This is a genomic window from Marinobacter sp. (assembly GCF_052091845.1).
Lineage (GTDB): Bacteria > Pseudomonadota > Gammaproteobacteria > Pseudomonadales > Oleiphilaceae > Marinobacter.
The window spans coordinates 19,691-42,586 of sequence record NZ_JBQDCO010000015.1 but is presented as its reverse complement, the minus strand read 5'-3'; the positions used below and the strand labels follow the sequence as shown (position 1 = coordinate 42,586).

General features: G+C 52.0%; 19 protein-coding genes. 10 read left to right on the top strand and 9 right to left on the bottom strand.

Annotated elements, in window-relative coordinates; translation table 11 throughout:
* The first annotated feature begins 61 nt into the window (after positions 1-61).
* Positions 62-1,093 carry an adenosine deaminase gene (locus ACTHYN_RS06970; RefSeq protein WP_441811746.1) on the top strand — a complete coding sequence of 344 codons (1,032 nt, stop codon included), beginning with the start codon at positions 62-64 and terminating at the stop codon, positions 1,091-1,093.
* A 54-nt stretch (positions 1,094-1,147) separates the two neighbouring features.
* On the opposite strand, the gene ACTHYN_RS06965 is transcribed toward ACTHYN_RS06970, so the two are convergent.
* The 3 genes from ACTHYN_RS06965 to ACTHYN_RS06955 form a co-directional block, all read right to left on the bottom strand.
* Positions 1,148-1,723, bottom strand: coding sequence for a LysE family translocator (locus ACTHYN_RS06965; RefSeq protein ID WP_441811763.1), 576 nt, complete (start codon positions 1,721-1,723; stop codon positions 1,148-1,150).
* 102 nt (positions 1,724-1,825) lie between these two features.
* Positions 1,826-2,449, bottom strand: coding sequence for an ATP-dependent zinc protease family protein (locus tag ACTHYN_RS06960; protein WP_441811745.1), 624 nt, complete (start codon positions 2,447-2,449; stop codon positions 1,826-1,828).
* Positions 2,446-3,021 carry an ACP phosphodiesterase gene (locus tag ACTHYN_RS06955; RefSeq protein WP_441811762.1) on the bottom strand — a complete coding sequence of 192 codons (576 nt, stop codon included), beginning with the start codon at positions 3,019-3,021 and terminating at the stop codon, positions 2,446-2,448. The genes ACTHYN_RS06960 and ACTHYN_RS06955 overlap by 4 nt, the downstream gene beginning before the upstream one ends.
* Positions 3,022-3,269: 248 nt before the next feature.
* On the opposite strand from ACTHYN_RS06955, the gene ACTHYN_RS06950 reads away from it, so the two are divergent.
* Positions 3,270-4,682, top strand: a complete 1,413-nt coding sequence (locus ACTHYN_RS06950) for a TrkH family potassium uptake protein (RefSeq protein ID WP_441811761.1) — start codon at positions 3,270-3,272, stop codon at positions 4,680-4,682.
* A 23-nt stretch (positions 4,683-4,705) separates the two neighbouring features.
* Here the strand turns inward: ACTHYN_RS06950 and ACTHYN_RS06945 are convergent, their stop codons facing one another.
* Positions 4,706-5,365, bottom strand: a complete 660-nt coding sequence (locus tag ACTHYN_RS06945) for an alpha/beta hydrolase (protein ID WP_441811744.1) — start codon at positions 5,363-5,365, stop codon at positions 4,706-4,708.
* 35 nt (positions 5,366-5,400) lie between these two features.
* Positions 5,401-6,594, bottom strand: coding sequence for a lysophospholipid acyltransferase family protein (locus ACTHYN_RS06940; protein ID WP_441811743.1), 1,194 nt, complete (start codon positions 6,592-6,594; stop codon positions 5,401-5,403).
* Positions 6,595-6,781: 187 nt separating this feature from the next.
* On the opposite strand from ACTHYN_RS06940, the gene recQ reads away from it, so the two are divergent.
* Complete coding sequence (recQ, locus tag ACTHYN_RS06935) at positions 6,782-8,650, top strand: DNA helicase RecQ (protein WP_441811742.1); 1,869 nt, start codon at positions 6,782-6,784, stop codon at positions 8,648-8,650.
* A 195-nt stretch (positions 8,651-8,845) separates the two neighbouring features.
* Here recQ and ACTHYN_RS06930 read toward each other — a convergent pair whose 3' ends face one another.
* Positions 8,846-10,732 (bottom strand): methyl-accepting chemotaxis protein, encoded by a 1,887-nt coding sequence (locus tag ACTHYN_RS06930; RefSeq protein ID WP_441811741.1) that lies wholly within the window; start codon positions 10,730-10,732, stop codon positions 8,846-8,848.
* 114 nt (positions 10,733-10,846) lie between these two features.
* On the opposite strand from ACTHYN_RS06930, the gene ACTHYN_RS06925 reads away from it, so the two are divergent.
* From ACTHYN_RS06925 to selD, 4 genes are all read left to right on the top strand, one after another.
* Entirely contained in the window at positions 10,847-12,367 is a 1,521-nt protein-coding gene (locus ACTHYN_RS06925; RefSeq protein ID WP_441811740.1) for a GNAT family N-acetyltransferase, read from the top strand.
* A gap of 116 nt (positions 12,368-12,483) precedes the next feature.
* A complete protein-coding gene (locus ACTHYN_RS06920; protein ID WP_441811739.1) occupies positions 12,484-12,882 on the top strand; it encodes a hypothetical protein in 399 nt (132 codons plus the stop codon).
* Between the two features lie 41 nt (positions 12,883-12,923).
* On the top strand, positions 12,924-13,505 hold the full coding sequence (locus ACTHYN_RS06915) for a helix-hairpin-helix domain-containing protein (protein WP_441811738.1): 582 nt from the start codon (positions 12,924-12,926) through the stop codon (positions 13,503-13,505).
* The gene (selD, locus tag ACTHYN_RS06910) at positions 13,505-15,781 is read left to right on the top strand and encodes a selenide, water dikinase SelD (RefSeq protein WP_441811737.1); all 2,277 of its coding nucleotides are present in this window, start codon (positions 13,505-13,507) and stop codon (positions 15,779-15,781) included. Before ACTHYN_RS06915 ends, selD begins: the two co-directional genes overlap by 1 nt.
* Before the next feature lie 2 nt (positions 15,782-15,783).
* Here selD and senB read toward each other — a convergent pair whose 3' ends face one another.
* On the bottom strand, positions 15,784-16,770 hold the full coding sequence (senB, locus tag ACTHYN_RS06905) for a selenoneine biosynthesis selenosugar synthase SenB (protein WP_441811736.1): 987 nt from the start codon (positions 16,768-16,770) through the stop codon (positions 15,784-15,786).
* Positions 16,771-16,980: 210 nt separating this feature from the next.
* Here senB and ACTHYN_RS06900 point away from each other — a divergent pair, with 210 nt between their 5' ends.
* From ACTHYN_RS06900 to ACTHYN_RS06890, 3 genes are read left to right on the top strand one after another with little or no spacing between them, the layout of a single operon-like run.
* Positions 16,981-17,856, top strand: coding sequence for a putative selenate ABC transporter substrate-binding protein (locus ACTHYN_RS06900; RefSeq protein WP_441811735.1), 876 nt, complete (start codon positions 16,981-16,983; stop codon positions 17,854-17,856).
* A complete protein-coding gene (locus ACTHYN_RS06895) occupies positions 17,856-18,506 on the top strand; it encodes a phosphonate ABC transporter ATP-binding protein (RefSeq protein ID WP_441811734.1) in 651 nt (216 codons plus the stop codon). Before ACTHYN_RS06900 ends, ACTHYN_RS06895 begins: the two co-directional genes overlap by 1 nt.
* 17 nt (positions 18,507-18,523) lie before the next feature.
* Positions 18,524-19,990: a PhnE/PtxC family ABC transporter permease gene (locus ACTHYN_RS06890; protein WP_441811733.1), complete on the top strand. Its 1,467-nt coding sequence runs from the start codon at positions 18,524-18,526 to the stop codon at positions 19,988-19,990.
* Between the two features lie 28 nt (positions 19,991-20,018).
* Here ACTHYN_RS06890 and ACTHYN_RS06885 read toward each other — a convergent pair whose 3' ends face one another.
* On the bottom strand, positions 20,019-21,428 hold the full coding sequence (locus ACTHYN_RS06885) for a MipA/OmpV family protein (protein WP_441811732.1): 1,410 nt from the start codon (positions 21,426-21,428) through the stop codon (positions 20,019-20,021).
* A 34-nt stretch (positions 21,429-21,462) separates the two neighbouring features.
* Complete coding sequence (gene cls / locus ACTHYN_RS06880; protein WP_441811731.1) at positions 21,463-22,893, bottom strand: cardiolipin synthase; 1,431 nt, start codon at positions 22,891-22,893, stop codon at positions 21,463-21,465.
* Positions 22,894-22,896 lie beyond the last annotated feature (3 nt).

Sequence of the window (22,896 nt, the reverse complement as noted above, 5' to 3'; positions counted from 1 at the left end):
GCTGCTATAAAAAGGCTCGTGGCAGCCGCACTTATAATCACAATACAGCCGAGGAACTTTCATGTCTTCGTTAACGCTTGCTCTCGCCGATAAACTGCCCAAGGCGGAACTTCACCTGCACCTGGAAGGCAGCCTTGAGCCAGAACTGATGTTTGCGCTGGCACGCCGTAACAGTGTATCTCTGCCTTACGAAAATGAAGATGCCCTGCGTCTGGCGTATCAGTTCAATAATCTTCAGGAATTTCTGGACCTCTACTACAGTGGCATGTCGGTTTTGTTAACCGAACAGGACTTTTATGATTTGACCTGGGCCTACCTTGAGCGCAGCCACCAGGACAACGTGGTCCATACCGAGGTTTTCTTCGACCCCCAAGCTCATTTGGAGCGAGGTGTGGCCTTCGAAACCCAAATTGACGGTATTTTCCGGGCACTGACCGATGCTCAAGAGAGGTTGGGAATGAGCTTCCGGCTCATTATGTCGTTTTTGCGGCATTTATCAGAGAACAGTGCCTTTGAAACCCTGGAGCTCGCGCTGCCTCATCTTGACCGTATTGATGGCATCGGGTTGGACTCCGCCGAAATGGGGCATCCTCCCGAAAAGTTTGAACGCGTGTTTAAGCGCTGTCGTGAGCTTGGGCTGCGGGTTACTGCACATGCGGGAGAGGAAGGTCCACCGGATTATGTCTGGCAAGCGCTGAATCGGCTTGAAATTCAGCGCATTGATCATGGTAACCGTGCATTGGAAGATGCTGAATTGACGGCGTTGATAGCAGCTAAAGAGCTGACTTTAACCGTTTGTCCTCTTTCCAACAAACGCTTGCGGGTTGTAGACGATATGAAACAGCACCCCTTCCCTGAAATGATGGCCAAGGGCCTCAAAGTAACCATCAACTCTGATGATCCTGCTTACTTTGGCGGCTATGTGAACGACAATTTCCACGCGCTGATCAATAACCTGGATGTATCGCCGGAGCAAGTCCTGCAGTTGGTAAAAAACAGCATTACCGGTAGTTGGTTAAGTGATGTTGAAAAAGCCCATGTTCTGGGCCGGATTGATTTTGTTTGGCAACAGGAGCGCCACACTGCCGGTTAAAGAGCGTGGCATGGCCTTTCGGAACGCACAGGCTGAGTTGCGCGGGCTGTACCTTTAACCGAATGCCAGCCAGGCACCGACAAGAACCATCAGGCTGCCGGAAAACCGGTTAGCCAGGCGCACGCTTCCGCCTTTGCTGAGTGCTTTGCGAAGCTTACGCCCACCTTGGGCGTATAATTGCAGGCAGAAAAACTCCAGGGTAAGGATGATCAACACCAGGGCAGCCAACTGCGGCGGCAGAGGTAGCGCGCTGTCGATAAAAGGAGGCAGCAAGGCAATAAAAAACGCCCAGCCTTTCGGGTTAGCGATTGCCGTGACAAACCCTTGAATAGCCAGCTCCCACCGTGAGGTAACGATGGGTTCTGCATCCTGATCAGGCATGGCCATCCGGCCACGAGAGCGCCACATCTGAATACCCAGCCAGGCCAGGTAAGCGCCCCCGGCATACTTGAACACCTCGAACGCCGCTGGGTATTGCAGCATAAACGTGGCAACGCCCACCGCCGATGTAGCCGCCACAAGCCCAACGCCCAGCAGTTCTCCGGCCATCATCCACATGGCACGTTTTACGCCAACAGTGATACCAAGCGACAGTGCCAGAGTCATACACATGCCGGGAGTGATTGACACCACAAAGAAGGTCGGAATAAACGCTGACAATAAAGAAAAATTCAAAAACGACACGTAATAATGCCCATTAATATAGTGCGATAGAGTTCTGGTTTTTAAACATTACGTGGCGTTATCCGCTTTGATAATTCTCGCCTGCTGCTTGTCCAAAAGCTCTTCCAGACTCATGTAATCACACTCTTGGCTCGCGAGAAAGCTGTCAGCAGAATCAATCAGTATGTTGTCATCTCTCATAAAACGACGACCTAAAAGCACCGGATAGGTGAAGTTGCCGCGGTCGGTCAGTGAGAACTGGGTTTCGTGGCTGGTGCCTGCGATACAGAAATCCATCATCACAACGTACCGTCTTTGAGACTCCGCACCTTTGCGCTTAATCAGAACGGTGCGTTCTACTGGTCGCTGGAGTTCCAGAATAATCTCATCGTGGTCTATAGTGCTGCTCTCATCGGCGGATTGAACGGTATGGTCTGCCAAGGGTATCTGAAACTTTACCCATTTCTCATCATCCTGTTCAAATTCTTCTACGTTCACGGCGTGCAGCGATGACGTTTTTGCACCTGTGTCCAGCCGGGCTTTAAGCCTGAGGCCGGTATCATCCATCACTACCCATTCTACAAATCCGAGGGTATCGGGAACCGCTGCCTCTTCTTTTTCCGGTGTGTCGGCCAGCGCTGTTGTAGGAATAACAAGCGCTGCCGCAAGTGAGAACGGGATAAAAAACTTCATTCAATTTCTCCTGCAAAGGTTTGTAAATCCGGGAAAAAGGATAAAAAATGTTCTTCAAGCTCGGAATGTAACGGCCGTATTTCGTTGATAATTCCGGCGAAGGAATTTTCGAATCGAATGCGCGAAGCAACGCGGTCCAGAGCATAACCAATATTTTCGAGATCACGGTAAGACCCAAACCAATCGTGAGACACCATGTGACGGACTGCCCTGCTCATGCCGGACGACATGAGGCTTTCGTTATCTTGTAACTCTGCATACACGCTTTGAATAAACCCGTTCTGGTCAACATCCGTAAATTTGCCCCAGTGGCATAAAAGAAAGTGATCATATAAAACATCCAATGCCACGCCGGCAAACTTACGGCGCTGAGAAGAAAAAAGCCGTTTACTGGCCAGAACGTCGGGGTGCTTATCGGTAAAACTGTCCACGGCCAAATGATGACGCACTCCAGATTTTACGGAGTTGGGGAGTGCTGCCATATCCACCCCGCGGGTGAAATCCCCAAGTACGCTACCCACGCGTGCCTCTGGTGAATCCGGGGCAAGAAAGAGATGCGCAAGGTGGTTCATGTAGAGGCCCTGGGTTGGATAGATGGCTGTCAGTTGTTGAGGTTGCATTAATCCGGCCTGCTTTTCCATATCCAGGAGGGCAATGATCAACTTACTGACGGTGTTTTAATGCCCAGGTAATCAAGCTACAGGCCGCGGGCTACCTTGCGGATGAGTTCCCCCGCAGGTATTCTGTCGCCCTCTCTAGGTTCAGCTGGCTCGGGCATCCATTGAGAAACCTCTACCCTGTTATTTTTATTGTAAGTCTCATGTTTGTGCTGCTAAGCATATTCATGACGCTACCGGTATTTTTAATGATTGGCACAGATGCGCCGAATGCGGTGACATTTGTAGAATCTGCTGCCATTGTGTTTGGTATCGGCGTGCTGGGTATTGCCTCCACGTACCGACAGCCCCGGGACCTCAAGCCACGGTATATGTTTGTGCTTACCGTGTCGTCGTGGTTCATCATCGCCCTGCTTTCCTCTCTTCCTTTTTATCTCAGTGACGATGGCATTTCTGCAGCGGACGCTTTTTTTGAGGGCGCCTCAGGCATCACGACCACAGGCGCCACTGTATTCAGTGGTCTGGACACTATGGATAAAGACCTCCTGCTCTGGCGCTCTATTCTCCAGTGGATAGGTGGCATCGGGATAATTGGCATGTTCGTGGCCGTGCTTCCCTTTCTTCGCGTTGGCGGTATGCGGTTATTTGCCACAGAGTCCTCGGAGTGGACAGATAAGGCGCTTCCACGGATGAAAACACTGAGTCGTGGTCTGCTAATTGTTTACGTTGCTTTTTCTACCACCGCCGTTATCACATACTGGCTATCTGGCATGACACTGTTTGATGCCTTCAATCACGGCTTGACCAGTATAGCAACAGGTGGGTTCTCCACGTCGGATTTAAGCATGGGGCAATTCAACGATCTGATTCTGGTAGAGGCGTCGTTTTTCATGATGCTTGGCAGCTTGCCGTTCTTTCTCTTTGTAAGGGAGCTTCACGGCCAGCGCGGTGTGCTATTCAAGGATCAGCAGGTTCGATTATTTCTGACCATACTGCTTGTTGTGCCAGCGCTTCTCACACTATACCGGTGGGTCGTTTCTCCGGTGCCATTCGAGCCGATTCATAATTACATAGCCACACTGTTTAACGTGACATCGGTTGTGACAACAACCGGTTATGCCTCAGAGGATTACTCGGCCTGGGGTCCCTTGGCGTTTGTATTGTTTTTCTTCTTGATGTTTATAGGCGGGTGTTCCGGCTCGACATCTGGCGGCATGAAGATATTCCGGTTTCAGCTTTCGTTGATTGTGCTACGCGAGCAAATGATCCGGTTATTGCACCCACGCGCAGTACTGACTCGTAACTACAATGGTCGAGCTGTCAGCGACGATATTATTGCATCTATGATCGCCTATACCTTTATCTTCCTGCTTTGTTTACTGCTGATTACAGTATCGCTGGCCGCCATGCAGCTGGATTTTATAACATCTTTGTCTGGCGCGCTTACAGCCCTTACTAACGTAGGGCCAGGGCTGGGCGACATTATTGGCCCGGCGGGTAACTTTGGCCCCCTGCCTGATCCTGCCAAATGGATTTTGGCTGTCGGTATGTTGATGGGGCGCCTGGAAATCTTGAGCGTGGTAATTGTGCTTTCACCGGCATTCTGGCGTAGCTGAATGCCGGTGCATGTTCATCTGCTTTATAGTGCGTGCTTACAAATAAAGCGCCCAATGTCCTGAACTTCCTCAAGGCATACACTGTGCTCCATCGGGAAGGTCATATAAGCCGGTTCGTACCCCATTCCCTTGAGTGTTTCCACGCTGTGAACGCCAAGCGCCTGGGGAACCATCGGGTCGGCGGTTCCGTGGTATACGTTGATAGGAATGCCTGCGTTGGCCTCTGAGGGCTGTACGGTTTTCGCGGTGGCAAAGTAGGTCGAGAGCGCGAGAATACCGGCCAGCCTCTGTGGATAGGTTAAACCAAGCTCGTAGGCAACAGCCCCGCCCTGTGAAAAGCCTGCGATTATGATGTTCCCGGCGGAAATGCCACGCTCAATTTGCTGATCAACGAGTTTGCCCACCGCACGGGTAGAATCCATTAGCTGGTCCGTATCCACAACCCGATCAATATCCATGGCTTTAATGTCATACCAGGCAGGCATTCTCATGCCACCGTTGATGGTTACGGGCAGATTAGGTGCGTGCGGGAATATAAAGCGTACAGCGGCGTCATCCGGTAAGCCCAACTCTGGCACTACGGGTTCAAAATCGTGGCCACTGGCACCCAGCCCGTGTAGCCAGATTACAGCGGCTGTCGGGTTTGGTCGGGTTTCTATCTCAATATACTGAAGATCCTGCACGCAGTACCTCATGTTTTAAAGGGTTATTGTCTGGATTAATCCGGTGTATTTTGACTGGCATTTGCATCCAGCGCGGTCTGAACCGGGTTGGCATACATGTCCATTAGATAGGGGCGGATAGCGGGATCACAAGCCTCCAGCCTTTTTTCCATTTCTGATCGAGCGGTTTGCATCTCTGCTTCAGTCCAGTTGTCTGAAGTGACAACCGAGTCGCGAATCGCACTGATATCCGTGGCATCCTGAGACGAAAGCCCGCGGGTTTCGTAAGCCACAAGATTGGATGCATGCAAATGGTAATTGGCATGTATCTCCCGGTTGATCCGCGAAGCAAGCTCTTTGGCGTTTTCTGGTGCATCGATAATGGGCGCGCCAAAATGTACGTGTACGTGGCCCTTGAACTCAGTCAGGCCTTTCATGATTTGCTCAGTGTCTTCACCTTCGGTTTTCCTGTAGCTGCCAGCCCGGGCCTTGGTCTCCAGTTCACGGGCCTTGTCGCCATCACATGGGTCATATTCGTAGGATATAGACACAGGTACAATGCGAAGCTTGTTCATGGCTTCAGCAAAGCTCAAGCCGGTTTTTTTGCAGCTCATGTAAAACATTTTGATGATAGCCGGGTCGGTAAAATCCAGACCGTCTTTGGCGCGCCCTTCACGCTGTGCGATCCAAATGTTTTCGTTGTTCGCAATACTGTGGTTAATAAAACCGGAAAGCGTGATGTAGGCGTCTCGCATTTCACGGGGGCTGGTCATGTCACGGCGTACAATAAAACTTTTATTTAACCGCATCATTTCAGCAAATACGCGGTTTGCCAGCAGGTTGTCACCAATGGCGATCCGGGTGGTGCGCAAGTCGTTGCGAAATAACAGATAGTTGATCACCATGGGATCGAACACAATATCCCGATGGTTGGATATAAACAGATAAGCGCCCTGCTTGCTGAGATTGCCCAGGCCACTGGTTGTCACGCGGGTTGTGGTGCCCTCTATCAGATCACCTATATAGCCTGAAAGCCCGGCTTGCAGGTCGTCTACTTGTGTAAAATGGCTAAACCGGGACACCAGCCAGCGCCTTGTGAAAAAACGCAACAGTGCCGGCGCCCAGCGAGCCAGTGAGGGTGACTTGAAGCGCCCGACCATATCCAGAAATTCCCGGTCATTGACCAACCTTTGAATGGCCGGGCCGGTTTCTTCGTCTGAGTAAGGACGGATGGCGTCAAATTCCTGCATGAATGCCCTGTTCTTGTTTGTACCAATGATGATGAGCCGTGAAACGGTAGTTTGAAGCGGCGGTATTGTATCGTTTCTTCTCTGGTTTTGCCTCCCAAAAAAAGATCTGTCACGCCATTCCGTGCACTGAATCTGGTATGATCCGCTACCAGTTCTTACCTCCGCTTAGCGACTTACCGGTTAACCTATGTATTCCGATCAGGACTTTGAGCAGCTCTCAACAGAGCGACCTACTACCAGCGGCAAAAGCCCCGAGCAGGTTTTGCACGAGGTTTTCGGTTATGAATCCTTCCGTCCGCTGCAAGGCGAAATTATTCACGAAGTCTCGTCTGGCGGCAATGCGCTGGTTCTGATGCCTACTGGCGGGGGTAAGTCGCTGTGTTATCAGGTGCCCGCTCTGGTTCGCCCGGGCACCGCTATTATCATCTCGCCGCTGATCGCTTTGATGCAAGACCAGGTTGCGGCCCTGCGTGAGCTGGGTGTCCGGGCCGCCTTTCTTAATTCCAGCATGGATTTTGAACAGGCGCGTGCCACGGAATATGCGCTGACCACCGGCGAGCTGGATCTTTTATATTGCGCGCCAGAGCGGCTGATTCAGCCTCGCACCCTCGAATTACTCCATGATGCGTCTATCTCATTGTTTGCAATCGACGAAGCCCACTGCGTATCGCAATGGGGGCATGATTTCCGCTCTGATTACCTGCAACTTGCGGTGCTGGCTAACGAATTTCCGGCGATTCCGCGAATAGCCCTTACGGCGACTGCCGACGAGCGCACTCGTAAAGAAATTGCTGAGCGGCTTTCGCTTACCGATGCAAGGCACTTTATAAGCGGTTTTGATCGCCCCAACATTCAATATCGAATAGCTCCTAAAACGAACGCTAACAAACAACTACTAGAGTTTGTTAAAGCAGAGCATGAAGTAGATTGCGGTATCGTTTATTGCTTGTCCCGCAATAAAGTCGATGCCACCGCAAAAATGCTGGCGCAAAAAGGCTACACAGCGCTCCCCTACCACGCTGGCCTACCTGCCAGCGAGCGCGCGAATAATCAGGAACGGTTTCTGCGTGAAGACGGGGTGATTATTGTGGCTACCATCGCATTTGGCATGGGTATCGATAAACCCGATGTGCGATTTGTTGCGCATCTTGATTTGCCGAAAAGCCTGGAGGCCTATTATCAGGAAACCGGTCGTGCAGGTCGCGACGGCAAACCCTCGACTGCCTGGATGGTTTACGGACTGCAAGATGTGATCAAACTTCGGCAGATGCTGGAGGGCTCTCAAGGCAACGATCACTTCAAGCGGGTAGAAAGACAGAAGCTGGATGCCATGCTGGGGCTTTGCGAAGTCACAAAGTGTCGTCGGCAGGTTTTATTGAATTATTTCGGCGATCAGCTTGGAGCCCCCTGCGGTAATTGCGATACCTGCCTGAATCCGCCCGAAACCTGGGATGGCACGGTTGCCGTTCAAAAAGCGCTGTCCTGTGTGTATCGCACCGGGCAGAGGTTCGGCGTTACTTACCTGATAGACGTGTTACGGGGCTCTGACAATGCCCGGATTCAACAGGCGGGGCATCATCAGGTGTCAACCTACGGCATTGGCACCGAGTTAACAGCCAACGAATGGAAGTCTGTTTTCCGGCAGTTGGTGGCTAATGGTTACTTGCGGGCAGATCCTGAAGGCTACGGCGCTTTGCAGCTGACCGACGAATGCCGACCACTTCTGAAGGGCGAAAATAAGCTGGAGCTGCGCAAAGACCCAGTGGCTAAAAAATCAGCAGGCCGAAGTTCTGGCAGTAAATCAGGCAGTGCGGTTAAAGACCAGGTTACAGATCACGTGGGCTGGGACGCGCTCCGTGCCTGCCGTAAAGAGCTTGCCGAAAAACAGGGCGTGCCGCCTTACGTTATCTTTCACGACACCACCTTGTTCGACATGCTCGAGCGCAAGCCGCAAAGCCTTGATGAGCTTGCCAGCGTAAGCGGCGTAGGAGCCGCCAAACTGGAAAAGTACGGCGAGATTTTCCTCGCCGCTATTGCGGAGCTGGATCCAGCCTGATGCGGATTTCCAGCTAACTCTCAGGCAGCTGGCTTGAAGCCTTTCTTTCTGATTCGATACTGTGCGATCGAGGTTGGGCCAGGGACGCTTTGGGGTCCGATGTGGCCACCCACTGACCAGTCGCACCAATAATGCTGTCAATCAAGGCCATAGCTTCGCTCCTGAATGTTTATAAAGGAATAACCGACCTCAGACCTAAACCCGGAAGCGGGAAACGTTACCTTCCAAAGTCTGGCCAATCCGCTCGATATGACCGCTATACACGTCGTTTTCGCTTGCCGCTGCAGCTGCATCCTGGCCTTGATCAGCAATGCGGGTAATCGATGCATTCAGCTCTTCTGTGACTGATGTCTGTTCTTCCGATGCTGTTGCAATCTGAGACGTCATTTGGCTGATGGATGTGATAGATTCAGCAATTCTATTCAAGGAATCCATGGCATCCTGCGCTTTTTCCATGCTGACGTTGGAAACAGCTGTTGAAGCTTTCATCACCTCCACTGCGTCATGAGCGCCTTTTTGCAGTCGTTCGATCATATTATTGATTTCTTCGGTACTGCTCTGGGTACGTTGAGCAAGGTTTCTTACCTCATCCGCAACCACGGCAAAGCCACGGCCGGCATCACCTGCACGGGCCGCTTCAATAGCCGCGTTCAAGGCCAACAGGTTTGTTTGTTCCGCAATCCCCTGAATTACCTCCAGAACAGAGGTAATAGAGGTAACATCCCTGCCCAGCGCGTCGATAACTTCAGCGGCCGCACTGACTTCATGAGACAGTTTTTGTACTGCATCGCGGGAGGCCGATACGGTTTCCAATGAAGCTCGACTGTCTTCGTCGGCGGTATTGGCAGCATCTGCCGTTTGCAGCGCGTTTTGTGCAATTTCCCCGGCGGCTGCAGACATTTCATTGATCGCCGTCGCAACCATATCAACTTCCGTTTGCTGACCTTCAACGCTGGTTCGACTGGTTTTGGCTGTGTCTCTCAGGGCGATCACGTTGGTGGCCAACTCGGTACTGCCCTGTTGCACTTCCCGAACTACCTCGTGGATTTTCGCAACAAACTGGTTAAAGCTGGCAGCCAGCTGGCCAAACTCATCGCGGGCAGTGTCATCAAGGCGCTGGGTAAGATCCGCATCGTTTGAACCAATATCCGCCATGGCCGCATTCAGCTTGCGAACCGGTGCCATCAATGTGCGAATGCCGAAGTGAAGAATAACCAGCGAAGCCAGAAGCCCTATGATGGCAATAACAAGGCCGGAAATCATGGCACTTCGAACCGGTGCGTGTATTTTCTCTTCGTTAACAAACGTGCCCAGATACCAATCAACACCGCGGGCCTGGCTTATATGGTGAAAACTGGCGACCCAGGAAACATCATCACTTTCATAGCTTTGTTCGTCTCCCCTTAAATTCGGAGCCTTACCAAGCAATTTGCTGATATTTTTACCAATCAGGGCTTCGTCCGGGTGATAAAGAACCTTGCCTTCCTGGCTAATCAGGGCTGCGTAGCCAGTGTCGGCCAGATTAATAACAGAGAGCTTGTCGTTTATGGTTTTTAAGGTTATATCCGCAGCGGCCACGCCGGCGTTGAAGCCGCTTTTTACGGGCGCTAGAGAAGAGATGACAAACTCGCCGGTGTTGGCATCGTAGTAAGGCTCAGTGAACGATGACCTGCCTAACTTCATGGCCTTTTTATACCAGGGGCGTGTACGAGGGTCGTAATCGGTTGGCAAAGAGGTCTCGTCTGCCTTCGTTTTCATACGCATATTGCCGTCGTCCCGGCCGACATACACGTCCTTGAAGTTACCGCCGGTAGACATCGCCTGCAGCACAGTACGAGTCTGCTCATCGCTTCTGGTTGCCATGAGCGCTTTGGCTGTTGCTTCGGTCATCGTCAAACGGGTATTGAGCCAATCGGCGATGCTGGCCGTATTCTGTTCTGCAGTGTTTTCAATTAACGCATCCACGTAGGTCTCAGTGGTGTTCTGCAAACGTAAATTGCCAGAAATGGTGAAGGCTGCCATAACCAGAATGAGCAGGACACTGAAGGCAACCAAAAGCTTTTGGCCGAATGAAAGATGCACGATGTACTCCCGAATGTGATTTACAAGGTTTTCGGCCGCATGTGCGAAGTCTTTAATGCCTTCTGATAAACTTGACGCGTAAATCCATATTGCTGCCATACAGGAGCCAACTGAATGGCCCATGAAGAACTGTATCTTAACCTTCGCAATCTAACGCTTGATGACTACGACCAGCTTCAAGTACTTATGGACCGGGTGTATCACGATATTGGGGGTGCCTGGCCAAAAGATACGATCAAGGCGTTGGTTGAGCAGTTCCCGGATGGTCAGATTTGCATTGAAGACAACGACCAGTTAGTGGCAGTAGCTCTGACCGTATCGGTCAAATATGAGCGGTTCAGCAATCCTCACACCTATGACGATCTGATTCTGCGCAATGAACAGATTTGGCATAATCCCAACGGCGATTCGCTGTATGGGTTGGATGTGTTCATTCATCCCGATTATCGTGGCTACAGGCTTGGCCGGCGCCTGTACGAAGCCCGAAGGGAGCTTTGTCGCTCGATGAACTTGCGGGCCATTCTTGCGGGTGGCCGCATGCCTGGCTACTTCAAGTATTCAGACCAGTGCTCCCCTGCCGAGTACATTGATCGTGTGGATCGCCGGGACATTTACGACCCTATTCTCAGCTTTCAGCTCTCTAACGACTTCAAGGTAACCCGGCTGATGCACAAATACCTGCCGGAGGATGAGAAGTCCCTGGGGTACGCAACCCTGTTGGAATGGCAGAATATTCTATACACCCCGCCCTCCTCCGTTCTTAACGTGAAAAAAACCCAGGTTCGCATGGGAGCCGTTCAGTGGCAGATGCGCGAATTTTCGTCGGTGGAAGAGGTACTTGAACAGGTTGAGTACTTTGTAGACGCACTGTCAGATTACAAAAGCGATTTCGCGTTGTTTCCCGAATTTTTTAACGCGCCGCTGATGGGGCTCACAGATCAGGTGGATCAAACCCGGGCCATTCGCTTTCTTGCCGGATTTACCCAGCAGTTCCGCGACCGTATGTCCGATATGGCCGTCAGCTATAACATCAACATTATTACCGGCTCCATGCCGCTGCTTGAAAACGATCGGGTTTATAACGTGTCGTATTTATGCCACCGGGACGGCCGTGTAGACGAGCAGCGTAAGATCCACATTACGCCTCACGAACGTCGCGACTGGGTTGTAGAGGGTGGCGATCAGTTTGAAGTGTTTGAGACAGATGCAGGTCGCGTGGCCATTCTTATCTGCTATGACATCGAATTTCCAGAGCTTGGCCGGATTGCAGCAAGCAAAGAAGTGGATATTATCTGCGTGCCTTTTTGGACAGACACCAAGAACAGCTATTTACGGGTTCGCCACTGCGCACAGGCCCGGGCGATTGAAAACGAATGTTATGTGGCGATCACAGGGAGCGTTGGCAACTTGCCGAAAGTCGAAAATCTGGACGTGCAATACGCCCAGTCATCGGTGTTCTCGCCTTCGGACTTCTCTTTCCCTCATGATGCAGTGATGGCTGAAACAACACCGAATACAGAGATGATCATGTTCTCGGATATGGACCTGGAAAAGCTCACACTGGTTCGTAACGAAGGGTCTGTAACCAATCTGAAAGACCGTCGCGTTGACATGTACCAGATTAACACCAGGTAGGCGGTGAACAAGTGTCTGAAAAGCTTATTGTATCGCGCTGATGGCGTTGCGAAACGTTCAACCAGCGTCTATTCTTTAACCAACATCAAGCCAGCCTCTGCAGAGAAGTTGTATTCATGAATGAAGCGTTGCCAGATCTTGTAGCCCAATTCAGAGTTCGGCAAGGCCTGTTCCGCAAGGAACAGGTTGAGGCTGAGCTTTTTGAGCTGGACTCCTACGGTTGCGTTTTGAAGACTGACAAAATGTTCGAGCCGGGTGATTCCATTGTGCTAGACCTGATCATGCGCATGCCGTTTGATAACATTTGCGCGAAAAACCTGACAGGGCTGGTCACCGAGCGTAGAAAGCACTGTAGCAACTTCTTTTACTCTATTGATTTTTCAGATTTTAAAACTAATGGAGAGGCTGCGCTGGAAGAAACCCTTCGCCGCATCCGAGAGGTGCTTGCCAAAAAGCAGTCGTTAAGGTCGCGTCGTTCTTCAGGCTCCATGTCGGGTTTCCGGCAGATGGCCTGACCATTGGCATCCGTTCTATTTGCCCGCAAGGAGACATTTCTATGGCAAAGAAAGCCAAATCGAGCGTTGAAAAGATCGTAAAGAAGGTAAACAAGGAATTTGAGAAAACCTCATCTCAGATCGAAAACCTCATCAGCGATGCAATGAAACAGCTGGATACCCTGCAGCATCAGGTTCAAGACCCTGTTCGCAAGCTTTTGAAAGAAGTTGATGAACTTCGTGAACGGGAAACCAGGCGTTTTAACGATGAGCTTGAACGCCGTTTGAACGAGTTTCACGAACTGCAATCCGGCATACTTGAACGCCTGGGTGTCGCATCGAAAGAAGATATCCTGAAAGCTGAAAAAGAGAGCAAAAAAGAACTTGAGAAATCGCCTGCAGCTGCCAAAAAGTCTACAGCAAAGAAAGCGCCCTCAGCCAAAGCAAAAAAGCCCATAGACAAAAGTGATCTTACCCTTGTGAAAGGGATCGGGCCGGCCACTGCGAAGAAAATGAAGGACGCCGGGATTACCTCGGTTGACCAGATCGCCAACCCTTCTGCCGCTGATCAGGAAAAGCTGAATGCTTTCTCCAGCATCAAGGGATTCGCCCAACTTACCGATGAAGCCAAGAAAATTAACTAATGCAAACGCCTGACCAACCTGTTTTACGGGATATTGTTCTGATTGGTGGCGGGCACAGCCACGTAGGGGTTCTCAAACGGTTTGCAATGAAACCGGTACCCGGAGTGCGGCTGACCCTTATCTGCCGCGATACACACACACCCTACTCGGGAATGCTACCCGGCTATGTGGCAGGGCACTACAGCTATGACGATGTGCACATAGACCTGAGCCGCCTGGCTGAGTTCGCAGGGGCACGCTTTTATCGGGCCGAAGCCGTGGGCATTGACCGCAATAACAAGCGTGTGATTTGCCGGGATCGCCCAGACGTGCCCTATGACATACTGTCGATCAATATAGGCTCATCCCCAAGATTAAATGACGTGGAAGGTGCCTCTCAGTATGCGGTGCCAGTCAAACCCATTACCGGGTTCAACAATCGGTGGCTTGCCCTGCTATCCCGCATTGAAAATCACGAGGGGCCGCTCACGGTGGGGATTGTCGGTGCAGGCGCAGGGGGTGTAGAGCTTACACTCGCCATGCAGTACCGCCTTAAAAATGAGCTGGAACAGCGGGGCAAGGATTCCGGTCAGTTACACTTTCACTTGTTTGATGCTGCCGACGAGATTCTTCCTACTCATAACGCCAAAGTGCGAGAGATTTTTCGCAAGACTCTCTCCGAGCGTGGCATAAAACTCCATCTTGGCTCACCGGTAGAGAAGGTCAGTGAAGGGTTATTACGCGCAGCCTCCGGGGAAACCCTGCAAACAGACGAAGTGCTTTGGGTAACCAGGGCTGGAGGCCCTGCCTGGCTTAAAGAAACTGGCTTGGCGGTGGACGACGGTCTTTTTTTGAGAGTGCGCGACACGCTGCAGGTTGAAAACGACGACAGTATCTTTGCTGCGGGCGACATTGCCAACATGATAAACCATCCCCGGGAAAAGGCAGGTGTGTTTGCGGTACGCCAGGGACCGCCTTTAGCGAAGAACCTGAAACGCATGGCTTTGGGTAAAACACCCAGGGATTTTCACCCACAGAAAAACTGGCTGGCATTGATTAGCACCGGCGATAAATACGCCGTGGCCTCCCGCGGTGATACACAGTTTGATGGCGCCCTGGTGTGGCGCTGGAAGGACTGGATCGACCGTCGCTTTATGGATAAGTTTTCCAACCTTCCAGCTATGGAAGAGGCCTCTGCCCTGCCAGATACAACCGCGGCACAGAACCCTGAAGAAGCCTCCCAGGCTATTTCAGCCGTTGCCATGCGCTGCGGCGGGTGCGGCGCCAAAGTGGGCAGCACTGTGCTTTCAAGAGCGCTGGGAGAACTCAGGCCGATTGACCGGGACGATATTCTTGTGGGCCTGCACGCGCCAGACGATGCCGCCGTTTTGCAGGTGCCACCCGGAAAAGCCGTAGTACATACGGTCGATTTCTTCCGGGCCTTCATCGATGACCCTTACACATTTGGCCGCGTTGCCGCCAATCACAGCCTGGGTGATGTGTTTGCCATGGGCGCCGAAGCCCAGAGCGCTACCGCGGTGGCAACAGTGCCCTACGGTATCGAATCCAAAGTGGAAGATGTGGTTTACCAGATGATGTCTGGCGCTGTGGATGTACTCAATGAAGCAGGATGCGCCCTGGTTGGCGGCCATACCGGCGAAGGCCGTGAACTTGCCCTTGGCTTTGCCGTGAATGGTTTGATTGATCCTGACGAGGTTATGAGCAAAGGTGGCTTGCGAGCCGGTGATGCGCTGATTCTTACCAAGCCCATTGGTACCGGTACACTGTTCGCGGCTCACGCTCGTTTAGCTGCAAAAGGCCGCTGGATCGATTCCGCTCTGGCCTCCATGGTTCAGTCCAACAAGGCTGCAGCCGACTGTCTCCGCAGCTTTGGATCGAAAGCCTGTACAGACGTAACGGGCTTCGGGCTGCTTGGTCATCTGGTTGAGATGACCCGTCCTTCTGGCGTGGATGCAGAATTGGACCTCTCTGCAATTCCTGTTCTACCAGGTGCCGAAGAAACCGCAGCGGCCGGCATTCTCAGCTCTTTGCAACCGGCTAATATACGTTTGCGCCGTGGCATACGGGATCAGGAGCGATGGGTGGAGCACCCTCGCTATGCTCTGATTTTTGATCCACAAACCGCTGGCGGCTTGCTGGCCAGTGTCTCGGCAGATAAGGCTGAGGCGTGTGTAAGAGAGCTTAAAGCCCTTGGGTATCCGCATACTGCCGTTATAGGCCGGATAACGCCCCAGGACGAAAGCGGGCCAATTGAGCCGATCACGCTAAAGGAATGAAATTAAAAGGTGTTTCCCGAGCAGCGCTGAACCGCAAGTGATAGCGCTTGCTCGAGGGCTTTTTGTTCCTGTTCTGGCCTGAACTGATTGGCCAGACGCCTAACCTGCTCGTGCAGCAGTGCCAGAAATTTCGAATCACCTTCAGCGCGTAAGAGTTGATCGGTAAGTGCTTGGGTATCACCTACCGGGTAATAGCCCGCGTAATCCGAGCCAAGTAAACCGATATTTCCGGGTATATCGGAGGCGATAACCGGCAGGCCTGCAAGGCAAGCTTCCGATACTACATTCGCCCCACCCTCCATGACCGAGCTCATTACAAGCACCTGGCTGCTTGCCATGAGCCTGGCGGTCTCTTTTTTCTCCAACTCGCCAAGCCATCTGAAGCGCGGGTTTTCGCGCAACTCCTGTGTTGCAAGATTTTGCCAGTGCTCATTATGGGGCTTGCCGGCACAGGACACTCGAATACAGGAGTTGGCCGGCAAAAACCTGGCAGCCTTTGCGGCCCGCAAAGAATCTTTTTCATCGCGCAGGTGCCCAATAACACACACGTCAAAAAACCCTGCTTCATAAACCGCCTTGGTGCGGTGCTCTGCAGGCAGCTCGGAAGACTGAAAAAGCGTTACTAGCTTGTCTCGAAACGGTTCAGGAATATCGTCACCCACTAGTGAGTGCAGGCCAATCAGTACATCGGCCGCTTGCATCGAATAAAGCGTCTGCTCAGGGTATTCGTATTGGTGACGGTAAATATCTGTTCCCGTTAATGTAACAACCAAAGGCCTGCCCGGGAATGTGTTCCGAAAAGTCCGTATGGCCTCATGGCTGCGCCAGGCATGAAGCGCAAGCAGCAGATCGCAGGGCTGCCCCCCATACGCTGTAACAATTGACACCTTATTCCCGGAGCGTTCCAGTAACATTTTCCAGCGCTCTGCCGTTGCCCTGTTACCGGCCTTCGAGCCAGGGGCTGCCGGCGTAATCAGTATGATATTCATAGAGTTCTTCAATATAAGCAGCCGCTTTTAGGAATTGGCCGGAATTTTGATAGACTTGCACAGCCATTAAGGGGAATAGTGCCCTGATACCTGACCTATTTAAACCCATCGTCCGTATAGCTGTTCAGGGTTAAGAGGAATCAGGCTATCCTCACCTCGCAGATACAGGAGTTCTGCTCCATTAACCAGATAACCGATCAAGGATTTCAAATGGCTTTGAATCTTATACGGAAGTTGATGCTTTCTAGCTTGTTTTGCTTCACCACTGCTGCGGCATCCGCAGAAACATTTGTATTTACAGCAATTCCGGATGAAGACGAAACCAAACTTGTGGAGCGTTTTCGAGGTGTTGCCGATTATTTGTCGGAACAGCTGGATGTAGAAGTACGCTATATACCGGTGAAGTCGTACGCGGCTGCCATTTCAGCCTTTCGCAACAATCAGGTTCAACTAGCGTGGTTCGGCGGCCTTTCCGGCGTTCAAGCCCGCCGGTTGGTGTCTGGTTCTGAAGCAATTGCACAGGGTGTTGAAGACAAAGCCTTTCAGACTTATTTCATTGCAAACGCCAACACCAACATTGAACCTGCCGATGAGCTTTCCGATTTGAAAGACCAGTTGCAGGGTAAAACATTCACTTTCGGTTCCAAAGGCTCAACCTCTGGCCGCCTTATGCCCGAGTTCTATGTGCGCGACACATTCGATGCCAAACCCGAAGATGTTTTCTCACGAGTTGGTTTTAGCGGCAACCACACCCGCACGCTTCGCCTGGTAGAGGCCGGCACTTACGATGTAGGCGCGCTCAACTTCAAGGTTTGGGAAAAAGAGCTGGGTGACGAAAACATTGATACCGATGCGGTGCAGGTTATCTGGAAGACCCCTACTTACCCGGATTATCAGTGGACTATCCGTGGCGATGTCGACGAGCGGTTCGGTGAAGGCTTTAAGGAGCGTGTGACCGAAGCGCTATTGAACCTCGACAATCCCGAGCTTTTGGAGAGTTTTCCACGTTCCGGCTTTATTCCTGCGTCCAACGACGACTATGAGCCCATCCGTAAAACAGCAGAAGAGATCGGAATACTCGATTAATGGCAGACCTCGATCTTTCTGGCCTCACGGCTTCATTCAGTGGCAAGCGGGTTATTGGCCCGCTGTCGCTGCGTGTTAACGCGGGCGACAAAGTGGCCCTCGTGGGCAAAAGTGGAGCAGGCAAATCCACGCTTATTCGCTTGATTCATGAGCGGGTAAACCGGGATTCATCCCTGATACCTCAGGATTTAGGGTTGGTTAACGCCCTGTCTGTTTTCCACAATGTGTTCATGGGCCAACTGGACAAACACCCCACCTGGTACAATACGGTAACGCTCGCCCGCCCGTTCTCGAAAGACCGAAGTGAAGTGCATTCGCTTTTGAATTCACTCGGTATGACCGAAAAACTCTGGACACCTGCGGCGTCGCTTTCTGGTGGGCAGCGGCAGCGAGTCGCTATTGCTCGGGCGCTATACCGAAGCGCGACTGTACTGCTAGCCGACGAACCGGTTTCTGCGCTCGACGGACCAATGGCTAACTCAGTGATGACACACCTTCGGGACCGTTTTTCAACCAGCATTATTGCACTGCACGATGTGGACCTGGCCCTGCGCTATTGCACCAGAATCGTTGGCATACAAGATGGCCAGGTTGCCCTGGACCAGCTCAGCGAGAACCTTACAGCTTCAGACATCATGTCTCTTTACTAGTTAACGGGGCTGGCTTGATGTTCTCTTCTCCTATGGTTCGTACCAGTCTTATTTTCTTTGCCATCGCCTTGGCAGGGTTACTGTTTGCGGATATTGCGATCACCGCATCCAACCCCTGGCAGGATTTGGGCAATTTTTTCCTCGGCATCGTTACTCCAGATTTTTTCAGTAGCGAAGGGCTGATGACTGCACTGCTAAGAACCGTCGCCTTCGCGTTTGTTGGTGTGGCACTTGGCAGTATTGCAGGCTTCCTGCTGGCTTTGGTTTACCGGTCACTGCCGGTGCGGATTTTTTGTGCGTTTATCCGCGCCATTCACGAGCTTTTCTGGGCGTTGATCTTTTTGCAGTTTTTCGGCTTCCACCCGCTCACAGGGGTGCTGGCCATCGCCATACCCTATGCCGGGATTTTCGCCAAGGTATACTCAGAAATACTGGAGGAAGCAGACCCGGAGCCAGGCAGGGTTTTGCCACCAGGAACCGGAAATATCACCGCCTTTCTCTATGCCCGCATTCCGGATTGTTGGGTGAAAATACGCACCTACACAGCGTATCGACTGGAATGCGGCCTCCGTTCCAGTGCAATTTTAGGCTTCGTAGGTCTGCCTACGCTTGGTTTTTATCTGGAGGCTTCATTTTCTCAAGGCCTGTATTCCGACGCCGGCGCAATGCTGATTCTGTTTTACGTACTGATTGCCACCATGCCTCTATGGGTAAGGCCAAAGCTTCTACCCGTGTATGTGCTTGGAGCGCCCTTCTTTCTCGGGGAAGGCCTGCCGATTGTGTGGGGGAATGTGCAACGGTTCTTTACAGAAGACATAGTGCCAGCGCCACTGCGCAACGGGGAGGGTTTGGCCGGGCTTACCCCCTGGCTGAATGACCTTATGATCAACCAGGCCGTGCCCGGCATCTGGAACACCATTGTGCTAACCCAAATCGCCCTCGTAGCCTCCGGTATTCTGTCGTTATTGGCATTTCCGTTGATATCAAACCACTTTGGTGGGCCTTTGCGACGCAATGCGGGCCATGTGGTTCTGGTTATCGCCCGCTCTACACCAGAGTACATTCTGGCCTATATTCTGCTTCAACTCTGGGGGCCTTCAATGTTGCCAGCCGTTGTTGCACTGGCGCTGCACAACGGCGGCATTATAGGGCACCTTATAGGGCGGCAAACCAACTCTATCAACCTCCGTGCCGACGCCCCATCCGGGTTTAACCGGTACAGCTGGGAATTGGTGCCCCGGGTGTACCGTTCCTTTTTGGCCTTTTTGTTTTACCGCTGGGAAATCATTATGCGGGAGACTGCTATTTTGGGGATTCTGGGTATTTACACGCTCGGGTTCTATGTCGACAGCGCCATTCAGAACATACGGTTTGACCGTGCCATGATACTGATACTGATAACCGCCCTACTCAATATAGGAGTGGACACTCTCGGGCGCTATATCCGTCGTAAACTCGCTCTGCAAACCATGCCAACCTGCTGAAGGCTGGCGGCTGGCCTTTTTCTGCCAGCTATCGTTTGCACTCCAGGTGCCCGGTGACCATATCAGAGCCGCCTGACACATTACTCAAAATGTCCGATTTGGCAAAAATACCCGAACGGTGTAGTAATGAGATGCCCACATAGCAGTTTTGAACCGCCTTGTTATCCGTCATCAGCCGAAGTGGCACATCAAATTGCCCCTCAAGGTAGTTAAGAAAATGTGAGGTGTTCTCCTCTCGCTTTGCCTGCTTAGCCTGCTCCACATAGGGTATCTTTGTTGCGTATGAAAAGCCGAACCCGATACCTGCACGAATCCATTCTTCCCGGGTCCAGGGCGAGTGGCCCGTGGTCATGGCCATCACATAGGCATTATACTCGCCAAAATCGCTCTGATTTCCATTCTCCAGGCGCCGGTTAAATGACACCCTGCCCCAGTAGTCGACGTATTTACCGTCGGAAATCAACTTGCCAAGGGTTAAACCGGCCATATAGGCATGCACATCTTTGCTGCGCGTCAGGGTACCTGTAAGCGTTCTCGTGAAAGGGCCTTCGGCCTGATAACCTGTGTTCACGCGCCAGGACCACTCGCCAGACCGTTCTGAATCCGCTTGTTTAGTCGAATCATCCAGAGCATTGCCAAAAAAGTACGCAAACCCCAGGGATGCAGCGCTCTGCTGGGAATCGCTCACCAACGGGCTGTTAAAAATGCCACTGTCTACATGTTGGGAAGCTATGTTCGAAAAAACCATCAAGCGTGACGTTACCTGATAGGAGGCGTTTACACCGCCACGCCAGAAACTGGCAGAGCCGGGCTGGTAAAATGGGCGGTTCGGCAATGCCTCGTTCGCCCTGACACCGTAATAGTAGTTTGTCAGGTCTTGATCCTGGTATACGTAGCTGATGAATGGCGATACAAACCACCGGCCCGACTCCCAGGCGTACTTGTAGGTAAAATCCCACTCGTAGCCATTGTGGTGCCCCAGGATGTCATTCACCCAGGTGGTCGAAAAAGCGCCCCAGTCACCGTCTATAGTGAAAGAAAGACCACCATCCACTGTCTGGTTACGGTCACGCATACCGTCGAAATAGTCGTTCGCCTCGGGTTCAAGCCGGTTGAACCGGTACTTGGCGAGAACATCTACCTTCAGCCAGTCATTTTTAACCACATGAACGCCTGCCGATGTGCCGTGTGCAAACAGCCACTCGCCTTCATACAAGTACAGAGGTAGCAGATCCACGGTATTGCCAGCACCTTGGCTGGCCAGATTGCTCACACCAACATAAGGACTGGTGCCCCCGCGTACTGAGGCCCCAAGACCAACGGTTCCGGCCGGCATATCTTTTACCGACATACGGCTTTCCGGAAGGCTGGCAAAGCTGTTGCCCGCCATGAGGTACAGGCCTAAAACAGCACTGGCCCTGAAGAATCCTTTATGCATAGTTTATTTCCAATCTACTGAACGCACCATTTGTTTATAAAACAGGGCCAATGGTTGCGATAACGTTGTGCCAGATTCGTTTGTGGTAGTACCAGGCGAGAACCGCTGGTAATGCGACCACTTCAGAGCGGTTAATGTAGCTCTGTTGTCGTTCCGAGACGGCTTTAGTGGTGGCTTCATCTTGCAGAAGAATGTTGTTTTCGTAGTTCAGGTCAAAGCTGCGTAAATCCAGATTTGAAGAACCAACCAGGCTGATTTTGCCATCAATGGTGAGGGTCTTAGCATGAAGGAGCCCACCTTTGAATTCATAAATAATGCAGCCAGCATCGAGCAACCGATGATAATAGCTACGACTCGCAGCCGCGACAATCCAGCTATCATTCACTTTTGGAAAAATCAGCGACACCGACACGCCTCTATGAGCAGCCGCGCACAGGGCTTCGAGAACCGTCGCGTCGGGAACAAAATAAGGTGTAGATAGCGTGAGCTCGGTTTGCGCACAAGCCAAGAGATTGGCAAATAGCTGAGGCGTGGCTCCGTGGCGCTCAGTTGGCCCAACACCCATCACCTGCGCCGGGAAGCCCCCGTCTGCTGGCTGTGAAGCCAGAGCGATACAGTCAAGGGTTTGATTCGTGGCGTGCATCCAGTCGCTGGCAAACAGTAGTTGGTTTTGAACCACAACCGGCCCGGTAAACCGGAGCATAATATCCACCCAGGGCCCGTACTTGGCTTTCACAAGAAACTCCGGGTCTGCCGAATTACGGCTGCCGCAATAGGTGATCCGTGAATCAATCACGGTAATTTTGCGATGGTTCCGAAGATCCAGTCGGCTGGTGAGCAGCGTGTGAATGGGGTGTTTCAGTGATAATGCCACAGCAAGCTGCACCCCCGCGGTTTTCATCCGTTGCCAAAGCGCGGAGTTAATCATTGCTCGGGAGCCAAGCCCGTCGGCCATGGCCCGGCAGGTAACGCCTCTTTGAGCTGCGCGTATTAATGCCTCGGCAATCGCGTGGCCAGTATGGTCTTCCAGCCAGATGTAATACAGCACATGCACGTGGTCTGCGGCCGCGTCTATGTCTGCCACCATACGATCCAGGGTTTCGTCGCCATCGGCCATTAATTCGGCCCTGTTGCCCTCTGAAGGGTGAAACCCATTAATAGATCCGGCATAACGAAACCCGGGACGGTACACCGGAGCTATGAGCTCCTCGGTGCTGGCCGCCTCCCCCATAAACCAGGATGCTTTGGCGCGAATTTCCTCAAATATTTCTTTGTGGCGCTTGTCTGCACGGTTGCCCAAGTCTATTTCACCGAACAGGAAGTAAATGGCGCTACCAAAGTAAGGTAAAAGATTCAGAACAATAAACCAGGCCAGCCGCCCTGGGGGCGACAGGTCATCGCGGAGCAAAATCCGAATGGTGAAAGTAATAACCAATAGCGTATGAAGTACCAGAATAATGGTCATCGG